Raw genomic sequence first — 24,212 nt, 5'->3', positions numbered from 1 at the left:
ATAGATGCAACTTGTGAGTGAATACCTTCCTCAGGTCGTTTGCGCTGCCTTAGGGCTGACAAACAGACAGATAATCATCACTGTCAGAGTTGGCGGTAGCCAGGCCATGCCCTCTTCGTAAAGCGGCAAAGTAGACATCACAGGGGCCAGGCTTTCCACCCCTGAAACAAATGCCAACAGCAAACCATTGGGTTCGGCAACTTCAGTCAACGGCTTGAGTGAAGCCACAGTCACCTTAAGCGCATCAAAAATCCCGAAGAACAAGGCCACCGACAGCGCCAATCTGTGGGCAAATTTCGGATTGCGGAAATACGGTGTCAGGAAGGTCACCAACACCAAAGCAATAGCCACTGGGTAGATGGTCATCAACACGGGGATACTGATAGCCAGCAGTTGAGTTAGACCTACGTTGGCTACCACGGCACAGATCACGCTGAACAGCACCACCAGAAAGCGATAAGTGGCACCCGGGATCAACTCCTGAAAAAAGTCAGAGCAGGCACTCACCAAGCCTACGGCCGTGGTCAAACAGGCAAGAGTCACCACTGTGGACAGCAGGATAATCCCCATGTCACCGAACTCATGAGTCACATAATTGGTGAGGATCTGACCACCGCTCTCTGCGCCCTTGGCCATATCGCCGGCAGTTGCCCCAAGGAAAAACAGCGACACATACACAAATGCCAGCCCGGCAGCGGCCACCAAGGCGGCACGCACCAGATAGCGGGTCTGTAAGCCTGGCTCAGACACCCCTTTGTTACGCAAAATATCGATAATCAGCATACCGAACATCAAGGACGCCAAGGTGTCCATAGTGTTATAACCTTCGATAATGCCTTTGGTCAGCGGATGCTTGATATAGTCGCCGCTGGCGGCCGGTACCTCACTGCCGGGCAGCAAGATCACCGAGACCGCCAATCCTACCAGCAGCAGAATCAGCACAGGAGTCAACACCTTGCCTATGCTATCCATCAGCTTGCCTGGAAACAGTGCCAGCAGCATAGTCACAATAAAAAATCCCAGGGTATAAAATAGTTGCGGCTTATTCAGTTCAAGTCCAAGGATATTGACTACCGATGCTGGGTCTTGAATGAAAGGCAGCGCACCAATCTCATAGGCCACCAGGCCGGTACGAGGCGCCGCGAAGGCTGGGCCAATAATGATATAAATTGCCACCGCCAGAGCTGTCGCGGCAAAGGCCGGCAACAGCTTCATCACTTTGCCCTGCGCCTTGGCGACAGCTATCAAGCCGGCCAGCGGTAACCCCACGGCGGTAATCAAAAAGCCAATCATGGCCAGTGGCATATTGTCGCCGGCCAGTTGTCCGGCAAAAGGAGGAAAAATCAGGTTGCCCGCCCCCAGGAAAAACGCAAAGGTCATGAATCCCAGGCCCAGGGTGTCACCAAGTGTCAATTGAGTCTTGTGCACTGTATGCCCCATCTTGTTATGTTTTTTTAATAAACTTAAGTGATTGCGACATTTTTAGCTATAGCTGAAATAACAGCCGCCGCGCTCGCCCTATTCGAGTGTAAAGCCTTTATTACAGGTATCCGTGGTAAATTCGGCCCATTCTTGGCGAGTTTATGAACAAATGGCAGGGGTTTTCGCTGCTTTGCTTATCCTAAAACTGTTTTACCTTGATCTAATTCGCAGAATGCTGCGAATTAAGGGGAAACACTAATACCAGACCCAACCAAAGTACGCAATAACACGCCCCAACAGCCGACCAAAAACACAACAGATGCAAATCTCAGGATGAAAAAAAGTTGTTCAAGGTCACACCCAGCCCCAAACGAGGCAACAGACATAGCATTTTGCAAACATTTACTGGCGGCCCAACTTCCCTGCTGGTACGACCTTTAACACTCGCCCGACATCACTAACCTAAAGTGAGCAGTATTCGCTGCCAAAGTATGAACTCCAGCGAAACAAAGCTATGGCAAAGCCTTGGCGAATGATGACTCTTTCGGGATAAAATCACCGCCAAGCATTTTGCTTGAGAGGTTGGGCAGTTAATGGCATTCAGTTTCAAGGCATTTCATATCGAAGATCACGGCTGCGGTATGCCGGTCAGCACCGATGGGGTGCTCTTGGGCGCCTGGGCGCCCTTAACCGGGGCCAAACGAGTATTGGATATAGGGGCCGGCAGCGGCTTGCTGAGTCTGATGGCGGCGCAGCGCAGTGAGGCCGAAATACTGGCGGTTGAGATCGACCACAGCGCAGCCCATGCCAGCAATGCCAACTTCAAGGCTTCACCCTGGTCGAGCAGACTCGCTCTGTTTCAAGGCTCAATTCAGGCCTATTGCGATGAACTTGCCTTGGCAGACTCAGCGCTGTTCGACCATATTCTCTGTAACCCGCCCTATTTCGAAACCGGCCCGCGCTCCAATGACCCCAAACGGGCCACAGCGAGACATACGGAACAGCTGAACTTTGACGAGCTGTGTCTGGCGATAAAGCAGTTGTTAAAACCACAGGGGCAGGCGAGTCTTATTCTGCCAATCCAGAGCCTAGAGAGATTTGAGCGCGCCGCAATTGAGCAAGGTTTGCGACTGGCCGCACGGGTCAGTGTCAGCAGCACGCCTCAAAAGCCCTGTAACCGACAGCTGTTACTGCTTGAGCATGTCAAGGACGGCGAAGCGGTTACCGCGCCGGAAGCCCACTCGGCTCTCTATATCAGAGAAACCGATGGCCGTTATTCAGAGGCCATGGTACGACTAACCCGGGATTTTTACCTGAAACTTTAAACCATTGCTTACAGTAAAGGACTTGGGCATTCGTTGCCAACCAAACCCGGGATCCAAGCCGTTAAGCCGCCACAGACCACAGATGGGATTTATTCACAGCTTCCCAAGCTCCAAGCTGTGCACGGCAACCCAGACAAGGTATACTCCCGCGCATTATTGTTTGAGATGCTTCCCATGCTATTTGAAGATTTTGATCTGGACCATAGGCTTTTAGATTCGCTGAAAGCTATGGGCCACAAGACACCGACCAGTATTCAACAATTGGCTCTGCCTTTGGCGCTGGAGCAGCGGGATATTCTTGCCCACGCCCCGACCGGCACAGGTAAGACCGCCAGTTTCCTACTGCCGGCACTGCAACACCTGATTGACTTCCCCCGTCGTCGTCCCGGCCAGGCCAGAGTACTGGTGTTGACCCCGACCCGCGAGCTGGCTAGTCAGGTACACAGGTACGCCTGCCATCTGGCGACCGGACTTGGGCTGGACATAGGCATAATCACAGGCGGCGTTCCATACGCCCCCCAGGAAGAAGCCCTGGCCGGTAACCTGGATATTCTGGTGGCGACTCCGGGTCGCCTGCTCGAATACTTGGAGAAGCGTAAGTTTGAAGCCACCGAAGTGGAACTGCTTATCATAGATGAAGCCGACCGCATGCTGGATATGGGCTTCTCTCAGGTGGTGCAGACCATAGCCATAGAAGCACAGGGACGTAAGCAGAACATGCTGTTCTCCGCCACGCTGGAAGGTAGCGGCGTGCGCCGTTTTGCCGGCGAGCTGCTCAATGATCCTGTGTTAGTAGAAGCCGAACCACCACGCAGCGAAAAGGCCAAGATCCATCAATGGATCCACCTGGCCGATAATAGAGAGCACAAGTTTGCTCTCTTGTGCCACCTGCTCAATCAGGAAGAAACCAAACGCGCCATCGTCTTTTGCAAGACCCGCGAAGTGGTCAGCAGCCTGGAAGGCTTGTTGCTGCAGGCCGGGATCCCCGCCGCCTTTATGCGCGGCGATATGGAGCAAAAGAAACGTTTCCAGGCGCTGGGGCGTTTCACCAAGGGGGAAGTCAAAGTGCTGTTGGCTACCGACGTCGCTGCCCGCGGCATAGATATCGAAGGCATCACCCATGTGATCAACTATGATATGCCCCGCTCTGCCGACGCCTATGTGCACAGAATTGGCCGTACCGGCCGCGCCGGAGCCAAGGGCACAGCCATCTCTCTGGTGGAAGCCCATGATATGCGGATCCTCAACAAGATTGAGCGCTATATTGAGCAAAAGCTGAAACGGCGGATCATCGAAGAGCTGCGTCCCAAGCACAAAGAAGCCAAGGTGCCGACCAAGAAAAAGGTCAAAACCAAGGATGCCAGCACCAAGAACGGCAAGAAAAAGAAGAAGAAATAAGCAAGGGGCGAACAAGTCCGATGCGTGCTCTACTCAGGCTTACTGACCTGAGTACAAGACATGGTTCGCAGTAAATGGACTAAGTCTTTTGCAAGAACGCCATAAGCTGCGGCTTAAGCTATCGCAAAAAAGGACCTTTGGGTCCTTTTTTGTTACCTGCCTCACAGCCTTCTCACCACTAACAGCTTTTGACACATTTTATTTACAAAAACACATTTATTGGCCGTTGCTTGTCTGGTAATTTAGGCTCAGATCAAGCCGCAAGCATGGATATGCAGAAGATTATGAAGACATTTTTCCGAAGAATAGCACCACTGATCATCATAGTGGTCGCCGTAATTGGTGCCGAACTCCTGATGATGACCAAGCAGGAGCCGGAGCAAAAAGCGGAGGAGATCCCGCTGCCTGTGGTCGACGTGACTCAGGTCGAACAACAGACAATGTCACTCAATCTGCCCTCTTACGGCACTGTGACTCCCAAGTACAAGACTCAGTTGGTCAGTGAAGTTCAGGGCCGAATCCTCAGCATAGCCCCGGCCTTTGTGGCCGGTGGCGTGGTGCATCAAGGCGATGAACTGGCGGTGATAGAACCTTCTGACTATGAGGCCGACCTGATGCAGGCCCAGGCGACTCTGGCCCAGGCCAAGGCAGCATTGGATGAAGAAATCGCCCGTGGCGAAGTCGCCAAGATAGAATTCAGCGGTTATGACAACGGCATGCCACCCGAGCTTGGCTTGCGGGTTCCTCAGTTAAAGAAAGAGCAAGCCAACGTCAAGTATGCCGAAGCGGCACTCGCCAGAGCCAAACGCAACCTGGAACGCACAGTTATCCGGGCCCCTTTCGATGCCATAGTGCGTGCCCGCAGTGTCGATTTGGGGCAATACGTTTCCATCGGCACCAACCTGGGAGAGCTTTACGACACAGCCGTGGCCGAAGTGCGCCTACCGCTGGCCAACAAAGACCTGGCCTATCTGGAGTCGGTGGATAACCCTGATACTCAAGTGACCCTGAGCGCCGCCTTAGCGGGTAAAACCGTGACCTGGACCGGTAAGGTAGTACGCAGTGAAGGGGTGATAGATCCGGATAACCGCATGGTCTATCTGGTGGCCGAAGTGCAGGATCCTTATCTGAGAAAGCAGAAACAGAGCGGCCAACTGCCACTGAAATTCGGCAGCTTTGTCAATGCCGTGATCAAGGGCCGCACCGTCGATGGCCTGGTGAAACTGCCAAGGTATATGGTGCGTAATCAGCATGTGGCCGTGGTAGACAAGGACAACAAGATAGAGATGCGTCACGTCAACGTGGTACGCACAGATCTTGAGTATGTCTACATCAAGGACAGCCTCAAGGATGGCGAGCGAATCTCCAAGACCAACCTTAACAATATGACCAATGGTCAGTTGGTGCGGGTTGCCAACAGCAAAGATAAAGACGCTTCCCACAGCGAAGATAATGATACTCAGGAGCAGCGCCTGGCTGCGGCGGGTGAACTCTGATGGAGCAGGAAAAAGGAATCATTGCCTGGTTTACCCGCAACAATGTCGCCGCCAACCTCTTGATGTGGGTTTTGCTTATCGGCGGGATCTTCAGCGCCTTTCTGATCAATAAAGAGGTGTTTCCCAGCTTCGAACTCAACTATTTGCGGATCTCGGTCGCCTACCCCGGCGCCGCGCCGCAAGAGATTGAAGAAGGGATCACCATCAAGATTGAAGAAGCGATTCAGGACATCAGCGGCATCAAGAAGGTTACCTCGGTTGCCAGCGAAGGAGTGGGCTCAGTCACCATAGAGGTGGAAGACGGCTATGATGCCAAAGAGGTGCTGGATGAGGCCAAACTCAGGGTCGATGCCATCGCCACCTTCCCGGCCAATATCGAAAAGCCGGATATCTACCGGATCAAACCGGAAAACAACGTTATTTGGGTGTCAGTCTATGGCGACATGACACTGCACGACATGAAAGAGCTGGCCAAGGAGATCCGCGATGAGATCACTAACCTGCCGGCGGTGACCCGTGCCGAAGTGACCGGGGTACGCGACTATGAAATCGGTATCGAAGTCTCGGAAGATAAGCTCAGAGAGTACGGCCTCACCTTCACTCAGGTAGCGCAGGCAGTGCAAAACACCTCGATAGATCTGCCCGGTGGCTCAATTCGGGCTCAGGACGGTGACATACTTTTGCGTACCAAGGGCCAGGCCTACACGGGAGATGACTTTGCCAACATAGTGGTCAGCACCCGCGCCGATGGCAGCCGGGTGATGCTGCCCATGGTGGCCGAGATCAAGGATGACTTTGAGGAGCGGCTCGAGTACACCCGCTTCGATGGCATGCCGGCGGCCATCATAGAGATCACCAGCATAGACGATCAAAACGCTCTGACGATTGCCGATCAGGTCAAAGGTTTTATTGCCGAGCGTCAGGCCACTCTGCCAAGTGGCGCCAAGCTGGACTACTGGGGCGACCTGACCCACTATCTCAAGGGCCGCCTCAACATGATGCTGTCCAACATGTTGATGGGTGCCTTACTGGTGTTCATTATCCTGGCGCTGTTTCTGGATCTGAAACTGGCCTTCTGGGTCATGCTGGGGCTGCCTGTGTGTTTCCTCGGCGCTATGGCGCTGATGCCCATGGAACCTATAGGCATGTCTATCAACATGTTGACTCTGTTCGCCTTTATTTTGGTGCTGGGGATAGTGGTGGATGATGCGATAGTCATAGGCGAGAGTACCCATACAGAGGTTGAGCGCCACGGCCACTCGGTCAACAATGTGATCCGCGGTGCCAAGAAGGTCGCCATGCCCGCCACTTTCGGGGTGTTGACCACAATTGCCGCCTTTATCCCCATGTTGATGGTGCCAGGTCCCATGGGGATCATCTGGAAATCCATCGGCATAGTAGTAATCCTCTGCCTGGCCTTCTCGCTGGTGGAGTCCAAGTTCATTCTGCCGGCGCACCTGGCGCACATGAAGCCCAGCAAACCCAATCCCAACCCAGGGCCATTTGGTCGCTTCAAGCGCGCCTTCAACGACAAAGTGCAGCATTTTATCCACCACAGTTACCGCAACTTTATGGAGCGGATGATCCCCCACAGATATACCCTGGTGGCGGGTTTTATCGGCGTGCTTATTCTGTCGGTCGCCATGGTCACCAGTGGCAAGGTGCGCTGGGTGCTCTTCCCGGATATTCCATCCGACTTTATCCAAGTCAATCTGGAAATGGATGAAGGCAGCTCAGAGCTCAACACCCTGGATGCAGTGCAGAAAATTGAAAATGCCCTCTATGCCATGAACCAGCAGATGGAGTCCGAAATCGGCTACCCTGTGGTGAAGCACAGCTTTATCAATATGAGCAGCCGCACCTCGGCATTTATCTTTGCCGAGCTGACCAAGGGTGAAGACAGGGACGTAGACGGCGTGACCATAGCCGAGGCCTGGCGCAAACAGCTGCCGGACTTGGTGGCAGTGAAGAAACTCAATATCAATGCCAGCACCAATGATGCCGGCGGCGATATCTCTTTCCGCTTTACCTCCACCGATCTGGAACAATTATCTGCGGCCGCCAAAGAACTGAAACAGCAGCTTGCCAGCTATGAAGGCGTTTATGATATTGCCGATAACTTCTCCTCCGGCAGCCATGAAATTCGCCTCAAGATTCGTCCCGAGGCCGAGGCGTTGGGGCTGACGTTATCGGATCTGGCGCGCCAGGTGCGTTATGGCTTCTATGGCTATGAGGCGCAACGAATTTTGCGCAACAAGGAAGAGGTCAAGGTGATGGTGCGTTATCCGCTGGAGCAGCGCCGCACCATAGGCCACCTGGAGAACATGATGATCCGCACGCCAAACGGCATGGCGGTGCCCTTCTCTACCGTGGCCGAACTCGAGCTGGGGGAATCTTACTCTTCCATTACCCGGGTGGATGGCCGCAGGGCGATTACCGTGACCGCCAACGCCAACAAGGATAAAGTGGAGCCCTCCAAGGTGGTGCAGGAGATCCAGGAGAAGTTTATGCCCGAACTCGAGCGTAAATATCCCCATATTTCCGCCAGTCTCGATGGTGCCAGCCAGGATGAACAGGCCGCCATGGTCGGCTTGCTGCAAGGCTTCTTCTTCGCGATATTTACCATCTATGCCTTGATGGCCATTCCGCTCAAGTCCTACAGCCAGCCGTTGATCATCATGTCGGTGATCCCCTTCGGTATGATAGGTGCGCTGTTTGGTCACTTTATTCTGGGGCTATCCATGAGCATTCTCAGTCTCTGCGGCATAGTTGCTCTGGCTGGGGTAGTGGTGAATGATTCATTGATTTTGGTGGACTTCGTCAACCGCGCCCGAGAGCAGGGCCAATCTGTGGTCAAGGCGGCCATAGATTCGGGTTGTTATCGTTTCCGGGCGATTATCCTCACCTCGCTGACCACTTTTGTCGGCCTGGTGCCCATCATCATGGAGCGCAGCCTGCAAGCACAGATAGTGATCCCCATGGCCACCTCTCTGGCGTTCGGTATTCTGTTCTCCACCTTGGTAACCCTGATCCTGGTGCCCATGCTCTATATCATTCTCGATGATCTGACCCACAAGAGCCGAGCCCTGTACCAGTGGTGGTGGCGCCCGAAAGAGGCAGAGGCCCAGATGAATGATCCTCAACATTGATTGGGTTATGGAGGGAGCCGAAAGGCTCCCTTTTTATCGGCCAGCAACAAACTCAACTCTATCGCGCCCCGTACCAAGTGGGTGTTTTCTGATCCTGCTAGCATTTTCAACATGGATTCTTGGTTAGACTCGAAGATATATCCTGCATGCCCTATTGAGTCGTTATGAGCAGCACAGCCCAAAGTCAACCCACACTCGTCTATGACATCCGCAACAGCCGCTATCTGAATATTACCGGCCGCTGCACCTTGAGATGTCGCTTCTGCCCCAAGCACAACGGCAGCAAGAGTATTCATGAGTATCAACTGGATCTCAAGGTTCGTCCCCGCGGCAACGATATCATTCCGCTGCTGGGCGAGGTAACCCGTTTTGATGAATATGTGTTCTGCGGCTACGGTGAGCCAACGCTCAATCTCGACACCTTGCTGGAGGTGGCCCGCGAAATCAAACGCCGCGGCGGCAAGGTTAGAGTCAATACCGATGGCCTCGGCAACCTGTTTCACAGACGCAACATATTACCGGAACTGGCCGAGAGCGTAGATGCCCTGTCGGTCTCACTCAATGCCGACACTGAAGCGGGCTACATCAAGCACTGTCGACCACGGCTGGCGGGCTCCTGGGATGCGGTCAATGCCTTTATCCGCGAAGCGCCCCGTTACATTAAACAGGTACAGGTATCGGCACTCGATGGCCTGGTAGGGGTGGATATCGACGCCTGTCGCAAGATAGTGGAAGACGCCGGTTGTCAATTCAAGCACAGGGTCCTCGGGCAGCTGGGATAATTTAGCTGCCGAACCCTGCCGATGATGCCATAAACCCCGGTCAAAGCCGTCACATAACTGATTTGCGCCTTGCTTGGCCCCATTGTTAACCGCCCGGTGAGCACTCAGTCACCGTCGATGCCCGCCGGATTAATTCGTGTTAACATGAGCGCAATTTTTCACTCCGGAGCCAGCACAGTTCCATGTTCAAAAAGAATACCGGACTCAAAGACACGCCTTTGCTTATCTCGGCTCAAGGTATTCACTGGTCCCAGCAGCGCTTGCTGGCCGTTGCCAGTCAGCTGAGCATGCTGGTGATCACTGTGATACTTATTACCAATGTGTTAATCACATTGGGCGAACGACGTCTTCAGGAAGAGTGGGCGGTGCAAAGATACAGCGAGCTGCAAACCGTCGGCGCCCTGCTGGCCGATAAAATCTCCTTCCAACAGTTTCGCACCCAAATGTTTGCCAAGTCCGAGTATCTGCGACAGTACCTGGATAATCCGGGGCATAAGGAATATCAGCGTCTGTTAACAAGCTGGGACAGCCTGAAGCGTAGCACCCCCGAGCTGCTGGATCTGGCGCTGTTTGATGCCGACGGCAAGTTTCGGATCGCTACCAGTAATAGCTTCGGCAGCATGTCGATGCCGCCGGCACTCTTGGGTAACAAGCATAACCTCGGAAGCCAGGATATTTATACCTCGGCATTGGAGTTTGCCCCGATTGGCGGGCGTCTCGAACCTTACATCTATCAAGTAGCCCGATTGGAAACTCAGGATCAGACTGTGCGCGGTTATCTGGTCACCTACAACTCCATGTTGCAAATGCTGCAGGCGATAAAACCCGCTTTCTCCAGCAATGCCTCACCGCTATTGCTGTTTGACAATCAAGGCCTACTCTATGCAGGAGCATCGGATCTGGAGCCCTTGGCAAGGTTACCGGAAACCATGGGCAGCAGCATAAGACAGAGCTACCCGGCACTGTGGAGCAAGATGGCCGCAAGCAACTTTGGCCAATTCCACGGTGAAGACGCCACCTTCGTCTACCTCAAGTTGCAGTTGGCCTCGCCCAATGATGCCAAACGTGAATATCTGCTGCTTTCCTATATCCGCAATCACGATATCGCTTCGCGCTTTTTCCAATGGCGCAATATGCTGTTGGCCTGTGCCGCCATACTGACCATTCTGGCGACCGCGGTTATTCTGCTGACCCATATGTTCCGCCTTGAACAACGTGCCAGGCAAAACAGCATTGAGTTGGCCCGTGGCCTGTTCCGCTCCAACCTGGGTTGTGTACTGGTCAATCCCAGTGGCCGTATCGTCAGCGCCAACGCCAGCGCGGCCCGTATTCTGCAACTCGAACAGGATGAGCTGCCGGATCGCAGTTTGCAGCGGATCCTGCAGTTGGAAGATGAGCTCTACTCATCAATGAAGCAGCAACTGGCAGATATCGGCGAGTGGCGCGGTGAGGTGCAACTCGAGTCACTGGATAACGCCCAACTCAGACTGCATATCCGCCGTTACTATGCCAGCCGACAGACTTATCTACTGATTACCCTCGAGGATATCGGCGAACTGAAACAAGCCCAACAGGAAGCCTTCCTCAGTAAGCTGTTGACCGGCAGCAATGTTGCCACCGCCCTAACCACGCCATCAGGGCAGTTGCTCAAGGTCAACGACGCCTTCGATAAGCTGATGCAGCTCAATGGCGATATCAGCCATAGTCTGGCGGCTCTACTGGAAAACGATCTTGGTAACCAGTGGCAAAGAATAAGCCAATTGGTGAGTATGCAAGGCCAGTGGCAGGGGCAGATCCTTTGTACCCAGCGTCATGGCAGTTGCCTGCAGGCCACGCTCAAGGGCTATCTGGATCAAGACGGCGAGATTGAGTATCTGGTGTGCACCCTGGAGCAGGCAACCCCAAGAAGTAAAGTTGAAGCCAGTGGCGATCTGGTGCCTCACCGCAGCACCATCCTGGTGAATCTCAGAGATCTGGATCGCTACTTCAAGTCCATGTCCGAAGAGGAAAAACTGCAGGCCAGTCTGCTTCTGATGGACATCAGCCCAGAGGGTATGCTCAGCCATATGAGTGATATTGGCCAGTTGGAAAACCGCCAACATGAGGTGGAGATGCAACTACTCAGGGATCTGCCCAACAGCTATCAAATGTCCCACTGGCAGTTGGGAAAACTCATTATCATATTGCCGGAAACCGATGCCAACCAGGCACACCACTATGCGGTCAAGGCACTGGCAAGCCTAAATGAAAACGGCTTGGCCGAAGGGATCAGTATAGGCATAGCCGCCTATCTGCCGGGCCAGAGTCTGGAGCAATTCCTCGGCAATGCCGAAGTAGCACTAAAACGAGCCAAGCAGACCGGTGAGCAGAATATCTGCCAGGCCTATACCCGCCAGCTCTAATATAAGTTGCCTTTGATACTAAAGAGTTGCTGTCTACGGCGCGGCTTTTTGCAGCGCTGACTACTGAGTACGGCTTAAGCGACAACTGGCCTTGATATACAGAGCGTCCAAATAAAACAGCAGGCCTAAGCCTGCTGCCTCAATTATCTCTATGAATCGCTTGAATGGGCGTCACTTAAACGGGATTTTAAGCGGCGTAAGAGATACCCGGATCGGACAACAACATAACAGCACTGCGCCCCAGGAGATCGTTGATCATCTGCTCGCCCTTATCCCCCAGCTCTATTTGGGCGTTTTCTCTGGCCATGGCTACGGCACGAAATAGAGTGATCTCTGGATTATTGTATCCACAGAGACTAAAGAAAAGCCTCAATACCGCCCTATGCTCTGCTTGATTAAGCGCCTGCATCCAGGAATGCTCGAGTGCTCCAACACTGGAAAAATCCAGAGCGGCCAGAAACAGTCGACCAATACGCACATCTAACCTTGTTAAAAAATCAATTTTGCGCGGAAAATGATGACTAATCCCCGTGCGGCTAATCCCCGTTGCTTCAGAAAGTGTTGTATAAGACATAGCCTCAAAGCCAATAGTTAAGATCTGTTTGAGAGCTTCGTCCATAATCTGATTGATAGTCAGCTCAGTCTGAGCCTTTGAACGCTTGGCCATTCTTGTTTGCCTCTTATCCCTTTTGTTTTTATTGCCAACGAGCTTATCAAAGGGATAAAGAGAATACTGCCAAAAATAGGGGGGCTAACAGTGTTTTTCACTTTCGTTCAGCAAATGTTCAGCTAAGAAAACTGAAAAAAATGCTTATTTTTCACATTATTGCAACATACCCTCTTTAAACAACAAAATATTGGCGCTTTCGGTTCCCAGCAACTGTTCCAGGGTGGGTTGCAACACTCTACCCAACTGCTCACGACGCCAAAACATATAGCTGGGAAGGACTTGCCGACGGTTTCGAGAAAAAAGATACTGCAGTAAGCTGGAAAATTCCGCCACTTCGTCCTGAGAATAACCACTGACGATCGGATAAAAATCGAGCACAAATGTTGCAAAATCAGCAAATCCTGCGATTTCTTGCTGATCATATTTTTTTAACACTTGTATCAGATACAATGGGCTCCAGTGTGACAAATTGCCGATATCAGAAATGACGGCCAGGTTGCGACGATGGTATTGTTGCCACACAAGTTCCAGACTGTTCCATTCTTTAGCACAACGCCAAGCGAGATAAGTATCAGCCAACCACTCATGGTCCAGTTCAGACAACTCGGCAGGCAAAACATCTCCTTGCAGACGCTTTACTTCCAAATGTCCCAACTCATGCCAGAGAGTTAATTGCGGCTGATGCCGCAACACCAGTTCATGATTTTGACCATTCCAGATAGCAGTTTGACTTTGAGGGATATATTGCGGTGCCCAGAGAACCATGCCGGCAATTTTGTCATCTTCGACGGGCAGAGACATGGCGCCTCTCATCCCCAAAGCATCGAAGAAAGCTTGTTGAGACAGGGGCAATTGCCGCTTGACCCTATCGGGGAGTTGCTGCAGACACAGTGGCAATTCAGATGGCGGACATATCAAGGCTTGTTTTGGACCCACATCGGTCCAAAACAAGCTTCCCGATAGCAACGCCGCCATCAACATCAGGATTTGGTCATAATATTCTGAATGATAGCTGTGGTGGAGATACCATCTTCGAATCCCAGCACCTTGACACTGCCACCGGCAGCGATCACCTCTTCACCTCCGGCTATCTCTTCCACCCGATAGTCTCCGCCCTTGACCAGGAGATCCGGCAACAATCTGGAAATCACCCGCTGCGGCGTATCTTCGCTGAAAGGCACTACCCAATCGACGGAAGCTAACCCTGCCAAAACAGCCATCCGCCGCTCCAAGCTGTTGACCGGACGTCCTTCGCCCTTAAGACGTTTTACCGAAGCGTCGTCATTAACCGCCACTATCAATCTATCGCCCAAAGCCCTGGCTTCTTTGAGATAACTAACGTGCCCGGCATGGAGTATGTCAAAGCAACCATTGGTCATCACCACTCGTTCGCCTCTGAGCTTGGCTTGCTGAATGGCGTACAGCAGTTGATCTTCGCTGACCACCCCAAAGCCCGATTCCCCCTGATGTAAAGCCAAAGCCTCAATGAGTTCAATACGACTGACAGTGGAAGTCCCCAGCTTACCAACCACCACACCTGCGGCGCTATTAGCAATAGCGCAAGCTTGCGGCAGGTCGCTGCCAGCCGCCAAAGCAGTGGCAAGCGCCGATATCACAGTATCTCCGGCACCTGTCACATCATAGACTTCCCTGGCCATAGTCGGGATATGCAACTCATCTCCTTCACTGGTGATAAGTGTCATGCCCTTCTCCGAACGAGTAACCAGAATCGCCCCCAGTTGATGCTCACTAATCAAGGCCTGCGCCTTGGCTACCAAATCGGCCTCCGAACTGACAGTGCCCACGACAGCCTCAAACTCATTCATATTGGGGGTGATCAGGCTGGCTCCGGCATAACGACCGAAATCACTGCCCTTGGGATCCACCAAGACACTGATCCCCTTTGCTCTCGCCTTGGCAATAAAGGCCTGAGGCTCAAAGATGGCCCCTTTCGCGTAGTCAGACAATACCAGTACCTTGCAATCATCCAACAAAGCCTCACTCTGCGCCAATAGCGCCTGGCTCTGTTCCCGGGCAAAGGTCTCTTCAAAATCCAAGCGGATAAGCTGTTGATTACAGCTCAGCACGCGCAGCTTAGTGATCGTGGGTTTATCTTCGACCGTCAACCACTTAGGCTCCACACCTAAAGCACTGATGCCCATATGCAGGGCTGCTGCGGCCTCATCGGCACCAACAATACCGGCCAGTTGCACCGACCCACCCAGCGCCGCGATATTTAGTGCCACGTTGGCTGCTCCGCCGGGCCTATCCTCTATTTGATTGATTCGCACCACAGGTACAGGCGCCTCGGGTGAAATGCGGCCGGTTGAGCCACCCCAGTATCGATCGAGCATGACATCACCAACGACCAGAACCTTGGCTTTTTCAAATGGGGGCAGAGTTACCTTCATAACGAACTTGTCTTCTTAGGGCCAAATAAACCCTAATTGTACCTAATTTTCACAATAAATTGGGTTAGAATATGCGGTAATTTTTCCAGTAAACGGGTTTATCGTTTTGGTAGAGAAAGCGCAATTTTCCACTCACTTGTATCATCCTAAATTCTGGTTGCTGTGGCTTGCTGTCGGTCTGGCCAGGCTGACTCTCCTGCTGCCACTTAAATGGCAAATGAAGCTTGGCAGCACCTTCGGCCTTGTGGCAATGAAGCTGGCCGGAAGCCGGGTCAACACCGCCAGACGCAACCTGGAGCTGTGTTTTCCACAAATGAGTAACGCGGAGCGGGAAAACCTGCTTAAGCGTAACTTTCAAGAAACCGGCAAGGCCATTTTCGACACTATCAACGCCTGGTGGTGGAACAACGACAAGGTGCAAAAGCACATGCAGATAAAGGGCCAGGAGCATGTAGAGCAGACACTGGCTGCCGGTCAAGGGGTTATTCTGTTTGCGGTTCACTGCTTGCCGCTGGAAATGGGCGCAAGAATATTCGGCCAATTTCAGCCCGGGGTTGGTGTGTATCGCCCCCATAACAATCCTGTAATGGAATACCTGCAGGTAAAGGGGCGTTTGCGTTCAAACAAGGCGCTGGTTCCCAAGCGGGATCTTAGGCAGATGGTGCGTTGCCTGCGTAACCCTGATGTCATCTGGTATACAGCAGATCAGGACTTTGGCCGCTCCAGTGCCGTCTTTATCCCCTTCTTCGCCGTTCCCGATGCCGCCACCATTACCGGCGGTACCACCTTGGCCAAGCTGGGTAAAGCCAAGGTGCTGCCTTTCTTTGTCGAGCGCAACGCCGACGATACGGGTTACAACATAGAGATCCAGGCGCCACTGGATAACTTTCCCGGCGAAAATGAGGTGGAAGACGCCAAACGCGGCAACGTCATTGTCGAGCAGCTGATCAGCCGTAACCCGGCGCAGTACATGTGGCTGCACCGCAGGTTCAAGACCCGCCCCACTGAGAGCACGCCCTCGCTCTATTAAGAAAATAACCGTAAAAATGCCGACTCAGGGTCGGCATTTCTTCGCTTTTTTTCAGTCTTCAGAGGGCAATCTCAAACCAACTCGGCTGACAGTCCCTTCCTGCACCTCGGCGACAATCCAGTCCAGCCCTTGCCAGAGGAATTGATCTCCCACTACAGGGTGACTGCCAAGTTGTTGCTGCAGTAAGTCGGCAACCCGCATCTGCTCATATTCGGATTCCAGCTGCATGCCGTAAATAGGTGCCATATCGGCCAGCATCACATCCACTGAAATAAAGAAGTCACCAAAGAAGCGGGGCGCCTCGCGTTTTTCTGGCGCCTCACTGAACAGCTGACTCAAAGGTTCCAAATCGTCCTCTTGCCCCAGCACACAAAGAATGTCATCGGCCATCAGCCTGGTACTCCCCGAAGGGTGCAACAGTTCGTTATTGCGAAATACCGCGGCAATCCGGGTTCCCGCCGGCATGGCAAGGCGCCTCAGAGGCTCACCGATACACCATTTGTTTTCACTGAGGCGATAGACAAATATCTCCCATTCACTGGTGGGATAAATTTCCACCCCGGCGCGGGATATGGGTGCCGGTTTGGGGGGCAACTCCACCTTGGCCAGCTGCGCCGCCTTGGATAAGGTACTGCCCTGCAGCAGCAAGGAAACCATCACCACGAAGAAGGCCAGGTTGAAGTAAAGCTGCGCCTGTGGCAGCCCCGCCATCATGGGAAATACCGCGAGAATAATGGGTACGGCGCCGCGCAGCCCAACCCAGGAGATAAACCATCTGTCTCTGTCATGGAAGCTGCGAAACGGTAGCAAACTAAGCCAAACCGCAATCGGCCGCGCCAGAAAGATCATCCCAAAGGCCAGTGCCAAACCCGGTAAGGCGATATCTTTCAGATCCGATGGCGTCAGCAAGAGTCCCAGTACCAGGAACATGCCTATCTGACTGAGCCAGGTCATACCATCGAGGACGTTGAGAATCGAGTGTTTGCCACGGGTCGCCTTGTTACCGAGAAACAGACCCACCAGGTAAATAGACAGAATACCACTGCCTCCCAGGGCATTGGAGATAGCGAAGATCATCATTGCGCCACTCAGCACCAAAATGGAGTAGAGTCCTTCGGGCAATTGATTGCGATTGATAACTTGCCACAGCAGCCAACCGCCGCCGACACCGAGGATCCCGCCCAGGCCAAACTGTTTGATAAAGCTCAGAGCCAGATAGCTGCCCGAGAGTTCATCGCCACTGCTGCCGAGAATAGCAATCAGCGTCACGGTCAAAAACACGGCCATAGGGTCATTGCAGCCGGATTCTATTTCCAGTGTCGAACCGACACGCTCGTTCACGTTTTTGCCTTTGAGCAGGCTAAATACCGCCGCGGCATCGGTCGAACCAACAATGGCCCCCACCAACATGCCCTGAAGTAAGCTGAGATCAAACAGCCAGGCAGCCAATAAACCTGTCAGCGTGGTGGTTAACGCCACCCCAAAAGTGGCCAAGGACAAGGCCGGCCACAATGCCACCCTGAAACTGGCAACCCGGGTACGCATGCCACCATCGAGCAGAATAACAGCCAGCGCCAGGTTACTGACCAAATAAGCCACTGAATAGTCATTGAATACTATGCCGCCTGGGCCATCTTCACCGGCAAAGATACCCACCGCAAGAAATACCACCAAAATAGGAATACCGAGTCGCGACGACACCGGGCTGAGCAATACACTGACTGCGACAAGCAAGGCCCCGACAAGGAAAAAGCTGTTGATGATATCTGCGTTCAAATGACCCTCCAGTTGAAAATGCGGGGAAGCTAATAAAAGAGAAACCTGACTCTAATGAGACTCCGGAAAACACGTGGGTTACAAACGGAATTATATCATTAATTAGGGTTATTTTTCAGTAGAAACAGTTGACTTATTTTCGCTTTCAGCGAAAAAGACCAGCAAAAGAAGCCGTGTAACCCCTTAAAAAATAGAAAATTTACCAATAAAACATCAAATATGAAGCCAAAGAAACATAAACTCAAATTAATGAAAAAAACTTAATTTTTTCAATCAACTAAAGAATTTGAAATCCAAGAATCCTCATCAATATATCAGTGATGGCTTCAGGGCAAACATTCAGTGTCATAATGACACTTTGTAATGTTAAAAAGACATTCAAAATACAATCAAAATGACACAACCAAAAACACACAGAACAGTAAGATACTGATTAAAAACAAGAATAAAACTTGGCACATTAGCTGCTCTATGAAGGAAAACCTATCAAATAGACTTTGTCAGAGGGATGCCAATGAGCAGACAAAAATTCACCCTGATCGCACTGTTACTTGTGTTGGTCGCTTCTTTCACTGTACTTCTCAGTATCGGCAGTGAAATCTATCGGGAAAAACCACCGATTGCCGATGTCTATAGCGACAGCCAGGGCCAAGTGGTTTTCAGCGGCAAGGACATAGAACAAGGGCAGCTGGTTTGGCGCTCCATGGGCGGGCATCAGTTGGGCTCCGTCTGGGGCCATGGCGCTTATGTGGCTCCGGATTGGACTGCAGACTGGCTGCACCGTGAGGCCGAAGCCTGGCTGGATATTCGCGCCAAGGAGACATACAACAAGCCTTTCAATAGCCTGGACAAGAGTACTCAGGCCGCATTGGAGCAAGCTTTAAGGGACGATTTGCGCCATAACACTGTCACTACAGATGAGAGAGGTCACACCCGGGTGGTGCTTTCCGACACCCGTATCGCTGCCATGGCGCAAGTGAGTCAGCACTATCAATCTTTGTTTGGTGACGATCCCGCGCTGAATGAGCTGCGAGAAGCCTATGCGATGAAAACCAATACCATAGGATCTGCCGAACGCCGTCAGCAGCTCAATGCCTTCCTGTTTTGGGGCGCTTGGGCCGCAGTGACCGAGCGCCCGGATGCCAGTTACAGCTACACCAACAATTGGCCCTACGATCCGCAACTGGGCAACACACCGACCTCAGACAATATCGTCTGGTCGATTCTGAGCATAGTGACTCTGCTGGCCGGTATCGGTGCCCTGGTTTGGTATCATGCCGCCGGCAAACATGAAGCGCTGTCGGCTCCCGCCACAGAAGATCCCCTGTTCAGACACAAACCCACCCCTTCACAAAAGGCCACGGGTAAATATTTCATTACCGCTATCGGCCTATTTCTGCTGCAGATACTGCTAGGTGGCGTCACGGCGCACTATGCGGTTGAAGGCCAGGAGTTTTACGGTTTTCCCTTGAGTGAGATCCTGCCCTATTCAGTGACCCGCACCTGGCATACTCAACTGGCAGTATTCTGGATAGCGACGGCCTGGCTCGGTACCGGGCTCTATATCGCGCCGGCGCTTTCCGGCCACGAGCCCAAATATCAACGCTTCGGTGTCAACCTATTGTGGGTCGCTCTGCTGGTCGTGGTGCTGGGCTCCATGGCCGGTGAATGGCTGGGGGTACAACAATATTTCTCGCTGGACAACAACTTCCTCTTCGGTCACCAGGGATATGAATACATAGATCTCGGCCGGGTTTGGCAATTGCTGCTGTTAGCCGGATTGATGATCTGGCTGGCGCTGGTGAGCCGCGCCATGTTGCCCGCCCTGAAACAGGAATCTGAGCTAAAGCCTGTGCTCTGGGTACTCTACGCCTCCTGTGTCGCCATCGGCCTCTTCTATGGTGCCGGGCTGTTTATGGGTAAACACACTAACCTTGCCATCGCCGAATACTGGCGTTGGTGGGTAGTACATCTGTGGGTTGAAGGCTTCTTTGAAACCTTTGCCACCTCGGTTATCGCCCTGATGTTTGTGCGTCTTGGCCTTATCCGTGCCCGCAGTGCCAATGGTGCGGTACTCTTCTCTACCCTGATCTTCCTGACCGGGGGCCTGATAGGCACACTGCATCACCTCTATTTCACCGGCACCCCCACTTCGGTCATCGCCTGGGGCGCTATCTTCTCGGCGTTGGAAGTGGTGCCTCTGGCCCTTATCGGTTTTGAAGCGGTGGAAAGCTATCGCCTGCGCCGGGCCGCTCCCTGGATGCAACGCTATCACTGGGCCATCATGTTCTTTGTTGCCACCGCTTTCTGGAATCTGGTGGGCGCCGGTGTACTGGGCTTCCTGATCAATCCACCGATTGCCCTCTATTACATTCAAGGGCTGAATACCACGGCCACCCACGCCCACGGCGCCTTTATGGGAGTCTACGGCATGTTGGGGATAGGCCTGATGTTGTTCTGCCTGTCAGGACTTGCCGGTAAACTGCGCTGGGAAGACAAGTGGCTCAAGGGAGCATTCTGGAGCCTGAATCTGGGGCTGGCCGCCATGCTGTTCCTGTCATTGCTGCCGGTGGGCATAGTGCAGTTCTTTGCCGTTCTGGATCATGGCTACTGGTTTGCCCGCTCGGCAGAGGTGATCCACAGCCCGCTGGTAGAACGCCTGGTATGGATGCGGATGTTCGGTGATATCATCTTCTCCGTCGGTGGTTTATTGCTGGGCGCCTTCCTGCTGGGATTGTTACGACAGGCAGTCAAGGCCAAACGCTTGGCCATTGCTACCAGTCACTAGCCACTCACACTGCAAACAATGTCAAAATGACATTCCACTGTCCCTGGGGTAGACTCACCCCAGGGATTTTATTCAGGTCAGCTTATGCCACTCAGCCATTCCGATCTCACCCGTATCGCGCTGGATATCACCTCAGGTTTGCCAAACAGCGACAGATTCAGCCGTCTGCTGGCAACGGTACGGGACAATCTCCATTGTGATGCCGCCGCTCTACTGAGGTTTCAGGGCAATCGCTTTATCCCACTGGCAATCGATGGCCTCAGGGCCGATGTACTCGGTCGCAGCTTCAACATCACAGAGCACCCGAGACTGGAAGCCATCGCCCGCGCCGGCGATCTGGTGCGCTTTCCGGCAGACAGCCAATTGCCGGATCCCTACGATGGCCTGATAGCCGCCCATACAGATAAGCTCAAGGTGCATGCCTGTATCGGCCTGCCGCTGCTGGACAAGGAACAACTGATAGGCGCCTTGACCATAGATGGTCTGGACCCTTGCCAGTTCGACGATTTCAGCGATGAAGAGCTGCGAAGCCTGAGCGCCATCGCCGCCGCCTCCCTCGGCAATGCCCTGCTGCTGGATAAGTTGGAAAGCCTGTCGCTACAGAGCCAGAGTCGACCTTTGCCGGAAAGCGGCCATAGTGAACTCCTGGGAGAAAGCCCGCAAATGTTGGCGCTGAAGCGGGAAATTGCCGTGGTCGCTCCCAGCGATCTGAACGTATTGATCCTCGGTGAAACCGGCACGGGTAAAGAGCTGGTTGCCAAGGCAGTACACGCCGCCTCGCCCAGAGGCAACAAGGCTCTGGTGTACCTCAACTGCGCCGCCCTACCCGAGTCGGTCGCCGAGAGTGAACTCTTCGGTCATGTCAAAGGCGCCTTTACCGGCGCCATCAGCAATCGCGCCGGTAAGTTTGAATTGGCCGACAAGGGGACTTTGTTTCTCGACGAGATAGGCGAGCTCAGCCTGCCGCTGCAGGCCAAGTTACTCAGGGTGCTGCAATACGGCGATCTGCAACGGGTTGGCGAAGATAGAAGCCTGACAGTGGATGTGCGGGTTATCGCCGCCACCAATAAGGATCTCAAAACCGAGGTGGTTGAAGGCCGCTTTCGCGCCGATCTCTACCACAGGCTAAGTGTTTTCCCGCTACTTGTGCCGCCACTGAGAGAAAGGGGCCGCGACATACTGCTGCTTGCCGGGCATTTTCTTGAACGTTGCCGCAGCAAGCTGGGGCTGGAGCGCCTCAGTCTGTCCGCCGAATCGGAAGCCTGGCTGCTGGCCAACGACTGGCCCGGCAACGTCAGGGAACTGGAACACCTGTTGCACCGCGCCAGCGTGTTGGCGCGCGCCGCCAGTGACCATAACCAATGCCAGTTGCAACTGGGTGAGTTACAGTCAAAGAGCTCCTCTCCAAGTGCGCTGCCGCGCCAGTTGGACACAACAGTGCCTGCAGAAGCCATTACACTCAAGCAAGCCACAGCGGAGTTCCAAAGACAGCTGCTGCGCAGTGTGCTGGAACGGCACCAATACAACTGGGCCGCCAGTGCCCGCGAGTTGGGTGTCGACCCGGGCAACCTGCATCGACTGGCAAAACGCCTGCAACTGAAATAGTTTTTTGCCGCAATCTGTTGAAATCTGCGCCGGAAAAGGTAAGGATGCCTGCTCGACTCTGATGCCTGAAACCATGGCGACTGACAGCGTTTAATGAAGAAAAATATCCTATGACAAGAATTCCCCGCCTCGCCCTGTTACTGGGCCTGTTGCTTCCCGCCTGCCTGTCGCAGGCAGTTGAATACCCTCTGCCGCCAGAGGGCAGCAGTATCGTCGGTGACAACCAGTATTATGTAGTGCCCGATGACAAACGCACACTTGAGAGTGTTGCCGACGAATATCAACTGGGGCTGACCAACATGACCGAGGCCAACCCAGGGGTAGACCCTTTTCTTCCCAAGCCCCGCAGCACATTGCTGATCCCCCATAAACTGATCCTGCCGGATGCCCCCCGTAAAGGGATAGTGATCAACGTGGCCGAAATGCGCCTCTACTACTATCCCAAAGACAGCAATACGGTACAGGTCTTACCCATAGGTATAGGTCAAATAGGCCGGGATACCCCGGAAAACTGGGTGACCAAGATTTATCGCAAACGCGCCAACCCCACCTGGACCCCAACGGCCAGGATCCGCAAGGAGTATGCCGCCAACGGCATTACCCTGCCCAAGGTCTGGCCCGCAGGCCCGGATAACCCCATGGGCTTGTATGCGCTTTATATCGGTAACCTGTACGCCATTCACGGCACCAATGCCAGCTTCGGTATAGGCCTGCGTGTCAGCCAGGGGTGTGTCCGCCTGCGTAATCAGGATATCGAGCATCTGTTCAATACTGTGCCCAACGGCACCCGGGTACAGTTTGTCAATCAGCCGATAAAGGCCAGCCTGGAGCCTGATGGCGGTCGCTATCTGGAAGTGCATCAGCCACTGTCGCGCACCGAGGCCGAGTTTGAATCCACCGCGCCTGTGGTATTGAAGATGACCCCGGCCATCAGCCGCTTTATCGCCCATGCCGACACCGACTCCACCGTGCTCAAACGCCTGTTGGATGACAGAAGCGGTATTCCTACCCGCCTCAATCCCTGAACCCTTTAAAAAGCAAGACCCCAGCCAAGGCTGGGGTCTTAGGGAAGGTGCGAATAAGTCCTTGTGGCACTCTGGCTTGCACAGCAATTGGCTGTTACCCCTTGATGGGAGCCAACTGCTGCTGCACAAAGGCGTGCATCACGGCGCTGTTGGCCAGAATTCGCTGATCCAGGTTCTGGGTTGCCGGTGTTTCACTGCATACCCCCACCTTGGCGCCGGTGCGAACCAGCCAGGCCTCGAACGAAGTATCAAAGTGGTTGAAGATGACCCCGTCTTGCACCGGACAGCCATCGATATCGCCATCGGCGGCAATATCAAAAAAACGCCCCAGAGTATCACGCAGCTGCAAACTGAACTGGCCGGGTGATTGTCTGGGCTCAAAAGAATAGATATAGGTGTGCTGCTGCAACACATCTTCATGACAAGTCAATATGCCTTCGCGGCTGGCGCCCTGCAGCAGTTGACCATATTCCAGCAGCAGCTTGCCTTCAACCGAAGGTGAACTGGCTTCGCCCTCTTTGGGCTGTAAAAACCCCCGGTTGGGGTTTTCACCGAACTTATTGAATCTGTGCCCCTTGGCAAAGCCAGTGGGGTTGACCAAAGGCAACAAGCTTAGATTAATTCGCTCGAAAATATCCTGTTGCAGTTCACTGAGGAAATGCAGCATACCCCAAGGGCCGGCAGCCTCTTCACCGTGAAATCCGGCACTGATCAACACAGAGGGCAGCTCCGCCGTCGCTGAGGGCGACTGATACAGCTCCAGTGGATAATCACCTATTTCGCCCAACTTCTTGCGCCCCAACTGCAGACGATCAACTTCCTGTTGCAATTGGGCATAGAAATGTTCGATATCCGTACTGTCGCAGGCAAAAATGTCTGAATGCCATTGAAAAGATGCGAAGGGGGAACGGCTCATAGTGCTTTTATGACTCA

Annotated in this window: 16 protein-coding genes; 10 read left to right on the top strand and 6 right to left on the bottom strand. The window is 53.3% G+C overall.

Annotated elements, in window-relative coordinates:
* Positions 1-30: 30 nt before the first annotated feature.
* Complete coding sequence (gene brnQ, locus SIL79_RS10645; protein WP_071475464.1) at positions 31-1,440, bottom strand: branched-chain amino acid transport system II carrier protein; 1,410 nt, start codon at positions 1,438-1,440, stop codon at positions 31-33.
* A 575-nt stretch (positions 1,441-2,015) separates the two neighbouring features.
* Between brnQ and SIL79_RS10640 the strand changes: the two genes are divergently transcribed.
* From SIL79_RS10640 to SIL79_RS10615, 6 genes are all read left to right on the top strand, one after another.
* Complete coding sequence (locus SIL79_RS10640) at positions 2,016-2,747, top strand: tRNA1(Val) (adenine(37)-N6)-methyltransferase (RefSeq protein WP_071475463.1); 732 nt, start codon at positions 2,016-2,018, stop codon at positions 2,745-2,747.
* Between the two features lie 174 nt (positions 2,748-2,921).
* Positions 2,922-4,145 (top strand): ATP-dependent RNA helicase SrmB, encoded by a 1,224-nt coding sequence (srmB, locus tag SIL79_RS10635; RefSeq protein ID WP_039034571.1) that lies wholly within the window; start codon positions 2,922-2,924, stop codon positions 4,143-4,145.
* 281 nt (positions 4,146-4,426) lie between these two features.
* Positions 4,427-5,641, top strand: coding sequence for an efflux RND transporter periplasmic adaptor subunit (locus SIL79_RS10630; RefSeq protein ID WP_039034570.1), 1,215 nt, complete (start codon positions 4,427-4,429; stop codon positions 5,639-5,641).
* Positions 5,641-8,790, top strand: coding sequence for an efflux RND transporter permease subunit (locus SIL79_RS10625; RefSeq protein WP_039034547.1), 3,150 nt, complete (start codon positions 5,641-5,643; stop codon positions 8,788-8,790). Before SIL79_RS10630 ends, SIL79_RS10625 begins: the two co-directional genes overlap by 1 nt.
* A gap of 164 nt (positions 8,791-8,954) precedes the next feature.
* Positions 8,955-9,572, top strand: coding sequence for a TatD family nuclease-associated radical SAM protein (locus tag SIL79_RS10620; protein WP_319619252.1), 618 nt, complete (start codon positions 8,955-8,957; stop codon positions 9,570-9,572).
* Between the two features lie 182 nt (positions 9,573-9,754).
* Positions 9,755-11,974: a PAS domain-containing protein gene (locus SIL79_RS10615; protein WP_233962949.1), complete on the top strand. Its 2,220-nt coding sequence runs from the start codon at positions 9,755-9,757 to the stop codon at positions 11,972-11,974.
* Between the two features lie 187 nt (positions 11,975-12,161).
* Here SIL79_RS10615 and SIL79_RS10610 read toward each other — a convergent pair whose 3' ends face one another.
* The 3 genes from SIL79_RS10610 to hldE all read right to left on the bottom strand — a co-directional run bounded on the left by SIL79_RS10610 (position 12,162) and on the right by hldE (position 15,055).
* Complete coding sequence (locus SIL79_RS10610; RefSeq protein WP_071475461.1) at positions 12,162-12,641, bottom strand: TetR family transcriptional regulator; 480 nt, start codon at positions 12,639-12,641, stop codon at positions 12,162-12,164.
* A gap of 156 nt (positions 12,642-12,797) precedes the next feature.
* Positions 12,798-13,625 (bottom strand): hypothetical protein, encoded by an 828-nt coding sequence (locus tag SIL79_RS10605; RefSeq protein ID WP_052248126.1) that lies wholly within the window; start codon positions 13,623-13,625, stop codon positions 12,798-12,800.
* Positions 13,625-15,055 carry a bifunctional D-glycero-beta-D-manno-heptose-7-phosphate kinase/D-glycero-beta-D-manno-heptose 1-phosphate adenylyltransferase HldE gene (gene hldE / locus SIL79_RS10600; protein ID WP_039034542.1) on the bottom strand — a complete coding sequence of 477 codons (1,431 nt, stop codon included), beginning with the start codon at positions 15,053-15,055 and terminating at the stop codon, positions 13,625-13,627. The genes SIL79_RS10605 and hldE overlap by 1 nt, the downstream gene beginning before the upstream one ends.
* 106 nt (positions 15,056-15,161) lie before the next feature.
* Here hldE and lpxL point away from each other — a divergent pair, with 106 nt between their 5' ends.
* Positions 15,162-16,085, top strand: a complete 924-nt coding sequence (gene lpxL, locus SIL79_RS10595; RefSeq protein WP_101095374.1) for an LpxL/LpxP family Kdo(2)-lipid IV(A) lauroyl/palmitoleoyl acyltransferase — start codon at positions 15,162-15,164, stop codon at positions 16,083-16,085.
* 51 nt (positions 16,086-16,136) lie between these two features.
* On the opposite strand, the gene SIL79_RS10590 is transcribed toward lpxL, so the two are convergent.
* Positions 16,137-17,861 (bottom strand): potassium/proton antiporter, encoded by a 1,725-nt coding sequence (locus SIL79_RS10590; protein ID WP_319619251.1) that lies wholly within the window; start codon positions 17,859-17,861, stop codon positions 16,137-16,139.
* 514 nt (positions 17,862-18,375) lie between these two features.
* Here SIL79_RS10590 and SIL79_RS10585 point away from each other — a divergent pair.
* The 3 genes from SIL79_RS10585 (at position 18,376) to SIL79_RS10575 (ending at position 23,279) form a co-directional block, all read left to right on the top strand.
* Positions 18,376-20,649 (top strand): nitric-oxide reductase large subunit, encoded by a 2,274-nt coding sequence (locus tag SIL79_RS10585; RefSeq protein ID WP_233962947.1) that lies wholly within the window; start codon positions 18,376-18,378, stop codon positions 20,647-20,649.
* An 84-nt stretch (positions 20,650-20,733) separates the two neighbouring features.
* On the top strand, positions 20,734-22,254 hold the full coding sequence (norR, locus tag SIL79_RS10580) for a nitric oxide reductase transcriptional regulator NorR (protein WP_162206415.1): 1,521 nt from the start codon (positions 20,734-20,736) through the stop codon (positions 22,252-22,254).
* Positions 22,255-22,364: 110 nt separating this feature from the next.
* Positions 22,365-23,279 carry a L,D-transpeptidase family protein gene (locus tag SIL79_RS10575; RefSeq protein WP_071475457.1) on the top strand — a complete coding sequence of 305 codons (915 nt, stop codon included), beginning with the start codon at positions 22,365-22,367 and terminating at the stop codon, positions 23,277-23,279.
* 94 nt (positions 23,280-23,373) lie between these two features.
* Here the strand turns inward: SIL79_RS10575 and SIL79_RS10570 are convergent, their stop codons facing one another.
* A complete protein-coding gene (locus SIL79_RS10570) occupies positions 23,374-24,195 on the bottom strand; it encodes an N-acetyl-ornithine deacetylase (protein WP_025890080.1) in 822 nt (273 codons plus the stop codon).
* Positions 24,196-24,212 lie beyond the last annotated feature (17 nt).

The sequence above is a fragment of the Shewanella indica genome (genome assembly GCF_033842865.1).
Lineage (GTDB): Bacteria > Pseudomonadota > Gammaproteobacteria > Enterobacterales > Shewanellaceae > Shewanella > Shewanella indica.
Note: the sequence above shows the minus strand (reverse complement) of the source record. Positions and strands in the feature narration are given on the sequence as shown.

Bases quoted from the DNA above. Each gene is read 5' to 3' on its own strand.
- brnQ (WP_071475464.1), bottom strand. From the start codon at position 1,440: ATGGGGCATACAGTGCACAAGACTCAATTGACACTTGGTGACACCCTG.
- SIL79_RS10640 (WP_071475463.1), top strand. From the start codon at position 2,016: ATGGCATTCAGTTTCAAGGCATTTCATATCGAAGATCACGGCTGCGGT.
- srmB (WP_039034571.1), top strand. From the start codon at position 2,922: ATGCTATTTGAAGATTTTGATCTGGACCATAGGCTTTTAGATTCGCTG.
- SIL79_RS10625 (WP_039034547.1), top strand. From the start codon at position 5,641: ATGGAGCAGGAAAAAGGAATCATTGCCTGGTTTACCCGCAACAATGTC.
- SIL79_RS10620 (WP_319619252.1), top strand. From the start codon at position 8,955: ATGAGCAGCACAGCCCAAAGTCAACCCACACTCGTCTATGACATCCGC.
- SIL79_RS10615 (WP_233962949.1), top strand. From the start codon at position 9,755: ATGTTCAAAAAGAATACCGGACTCAAAGACACGCCTTTGCTTATCTCG.
- SIL79_RS10610 (WP_071475461.1), bottom strand. From the start codon at position 12,641: ATGGCCAAGCGTTCAAAGGCTCAGACTGAGCTGACTATCAATCAGATT.
- SIL79_RS10605 (WP_052248126.1), bottom strand. From the start codon at position 13,625: ATGTTGATGGCGGCGTTGCTATCGGGAAGCTTGTTTTGGACCGATGTG.
- hldE (WP_039034542.1), bottom strand. From the start codon at position 15,055: ATGAAGGTAACTCTGCCCCCATTTGAAAAAGCCAAGGTTCTGGTCGTT.
- SIL79_RS10585 (WP_233962947.1), top strand. From the start codon at position 18,376: ATGAGCAGACAAAAATTCACCCTGATCGCACTGTTACTTGTGTTGGTC.
- norR (WP_162206415.1), top strand. From the start codon at position 20,734: ATGCCACTCAGCCATTCCGATCTCACCCGTATCGCGCTGGATATCACC.
- SIL79_RS10575 (WP_071475457.1), top strand. From the start codon at position 22,365: ATGACAAGAATTCCCCGCCTCGCCCTGTTACTGGGCCTGTTGCTTCCC.
- SIL79_RS10570 (WP_025890080.1), bottom strand. From the start codon at position 24,195: ATGAGCCGTTCCCCCTTCGCATCTTTTCAATGGCATTCAGACATTTTT.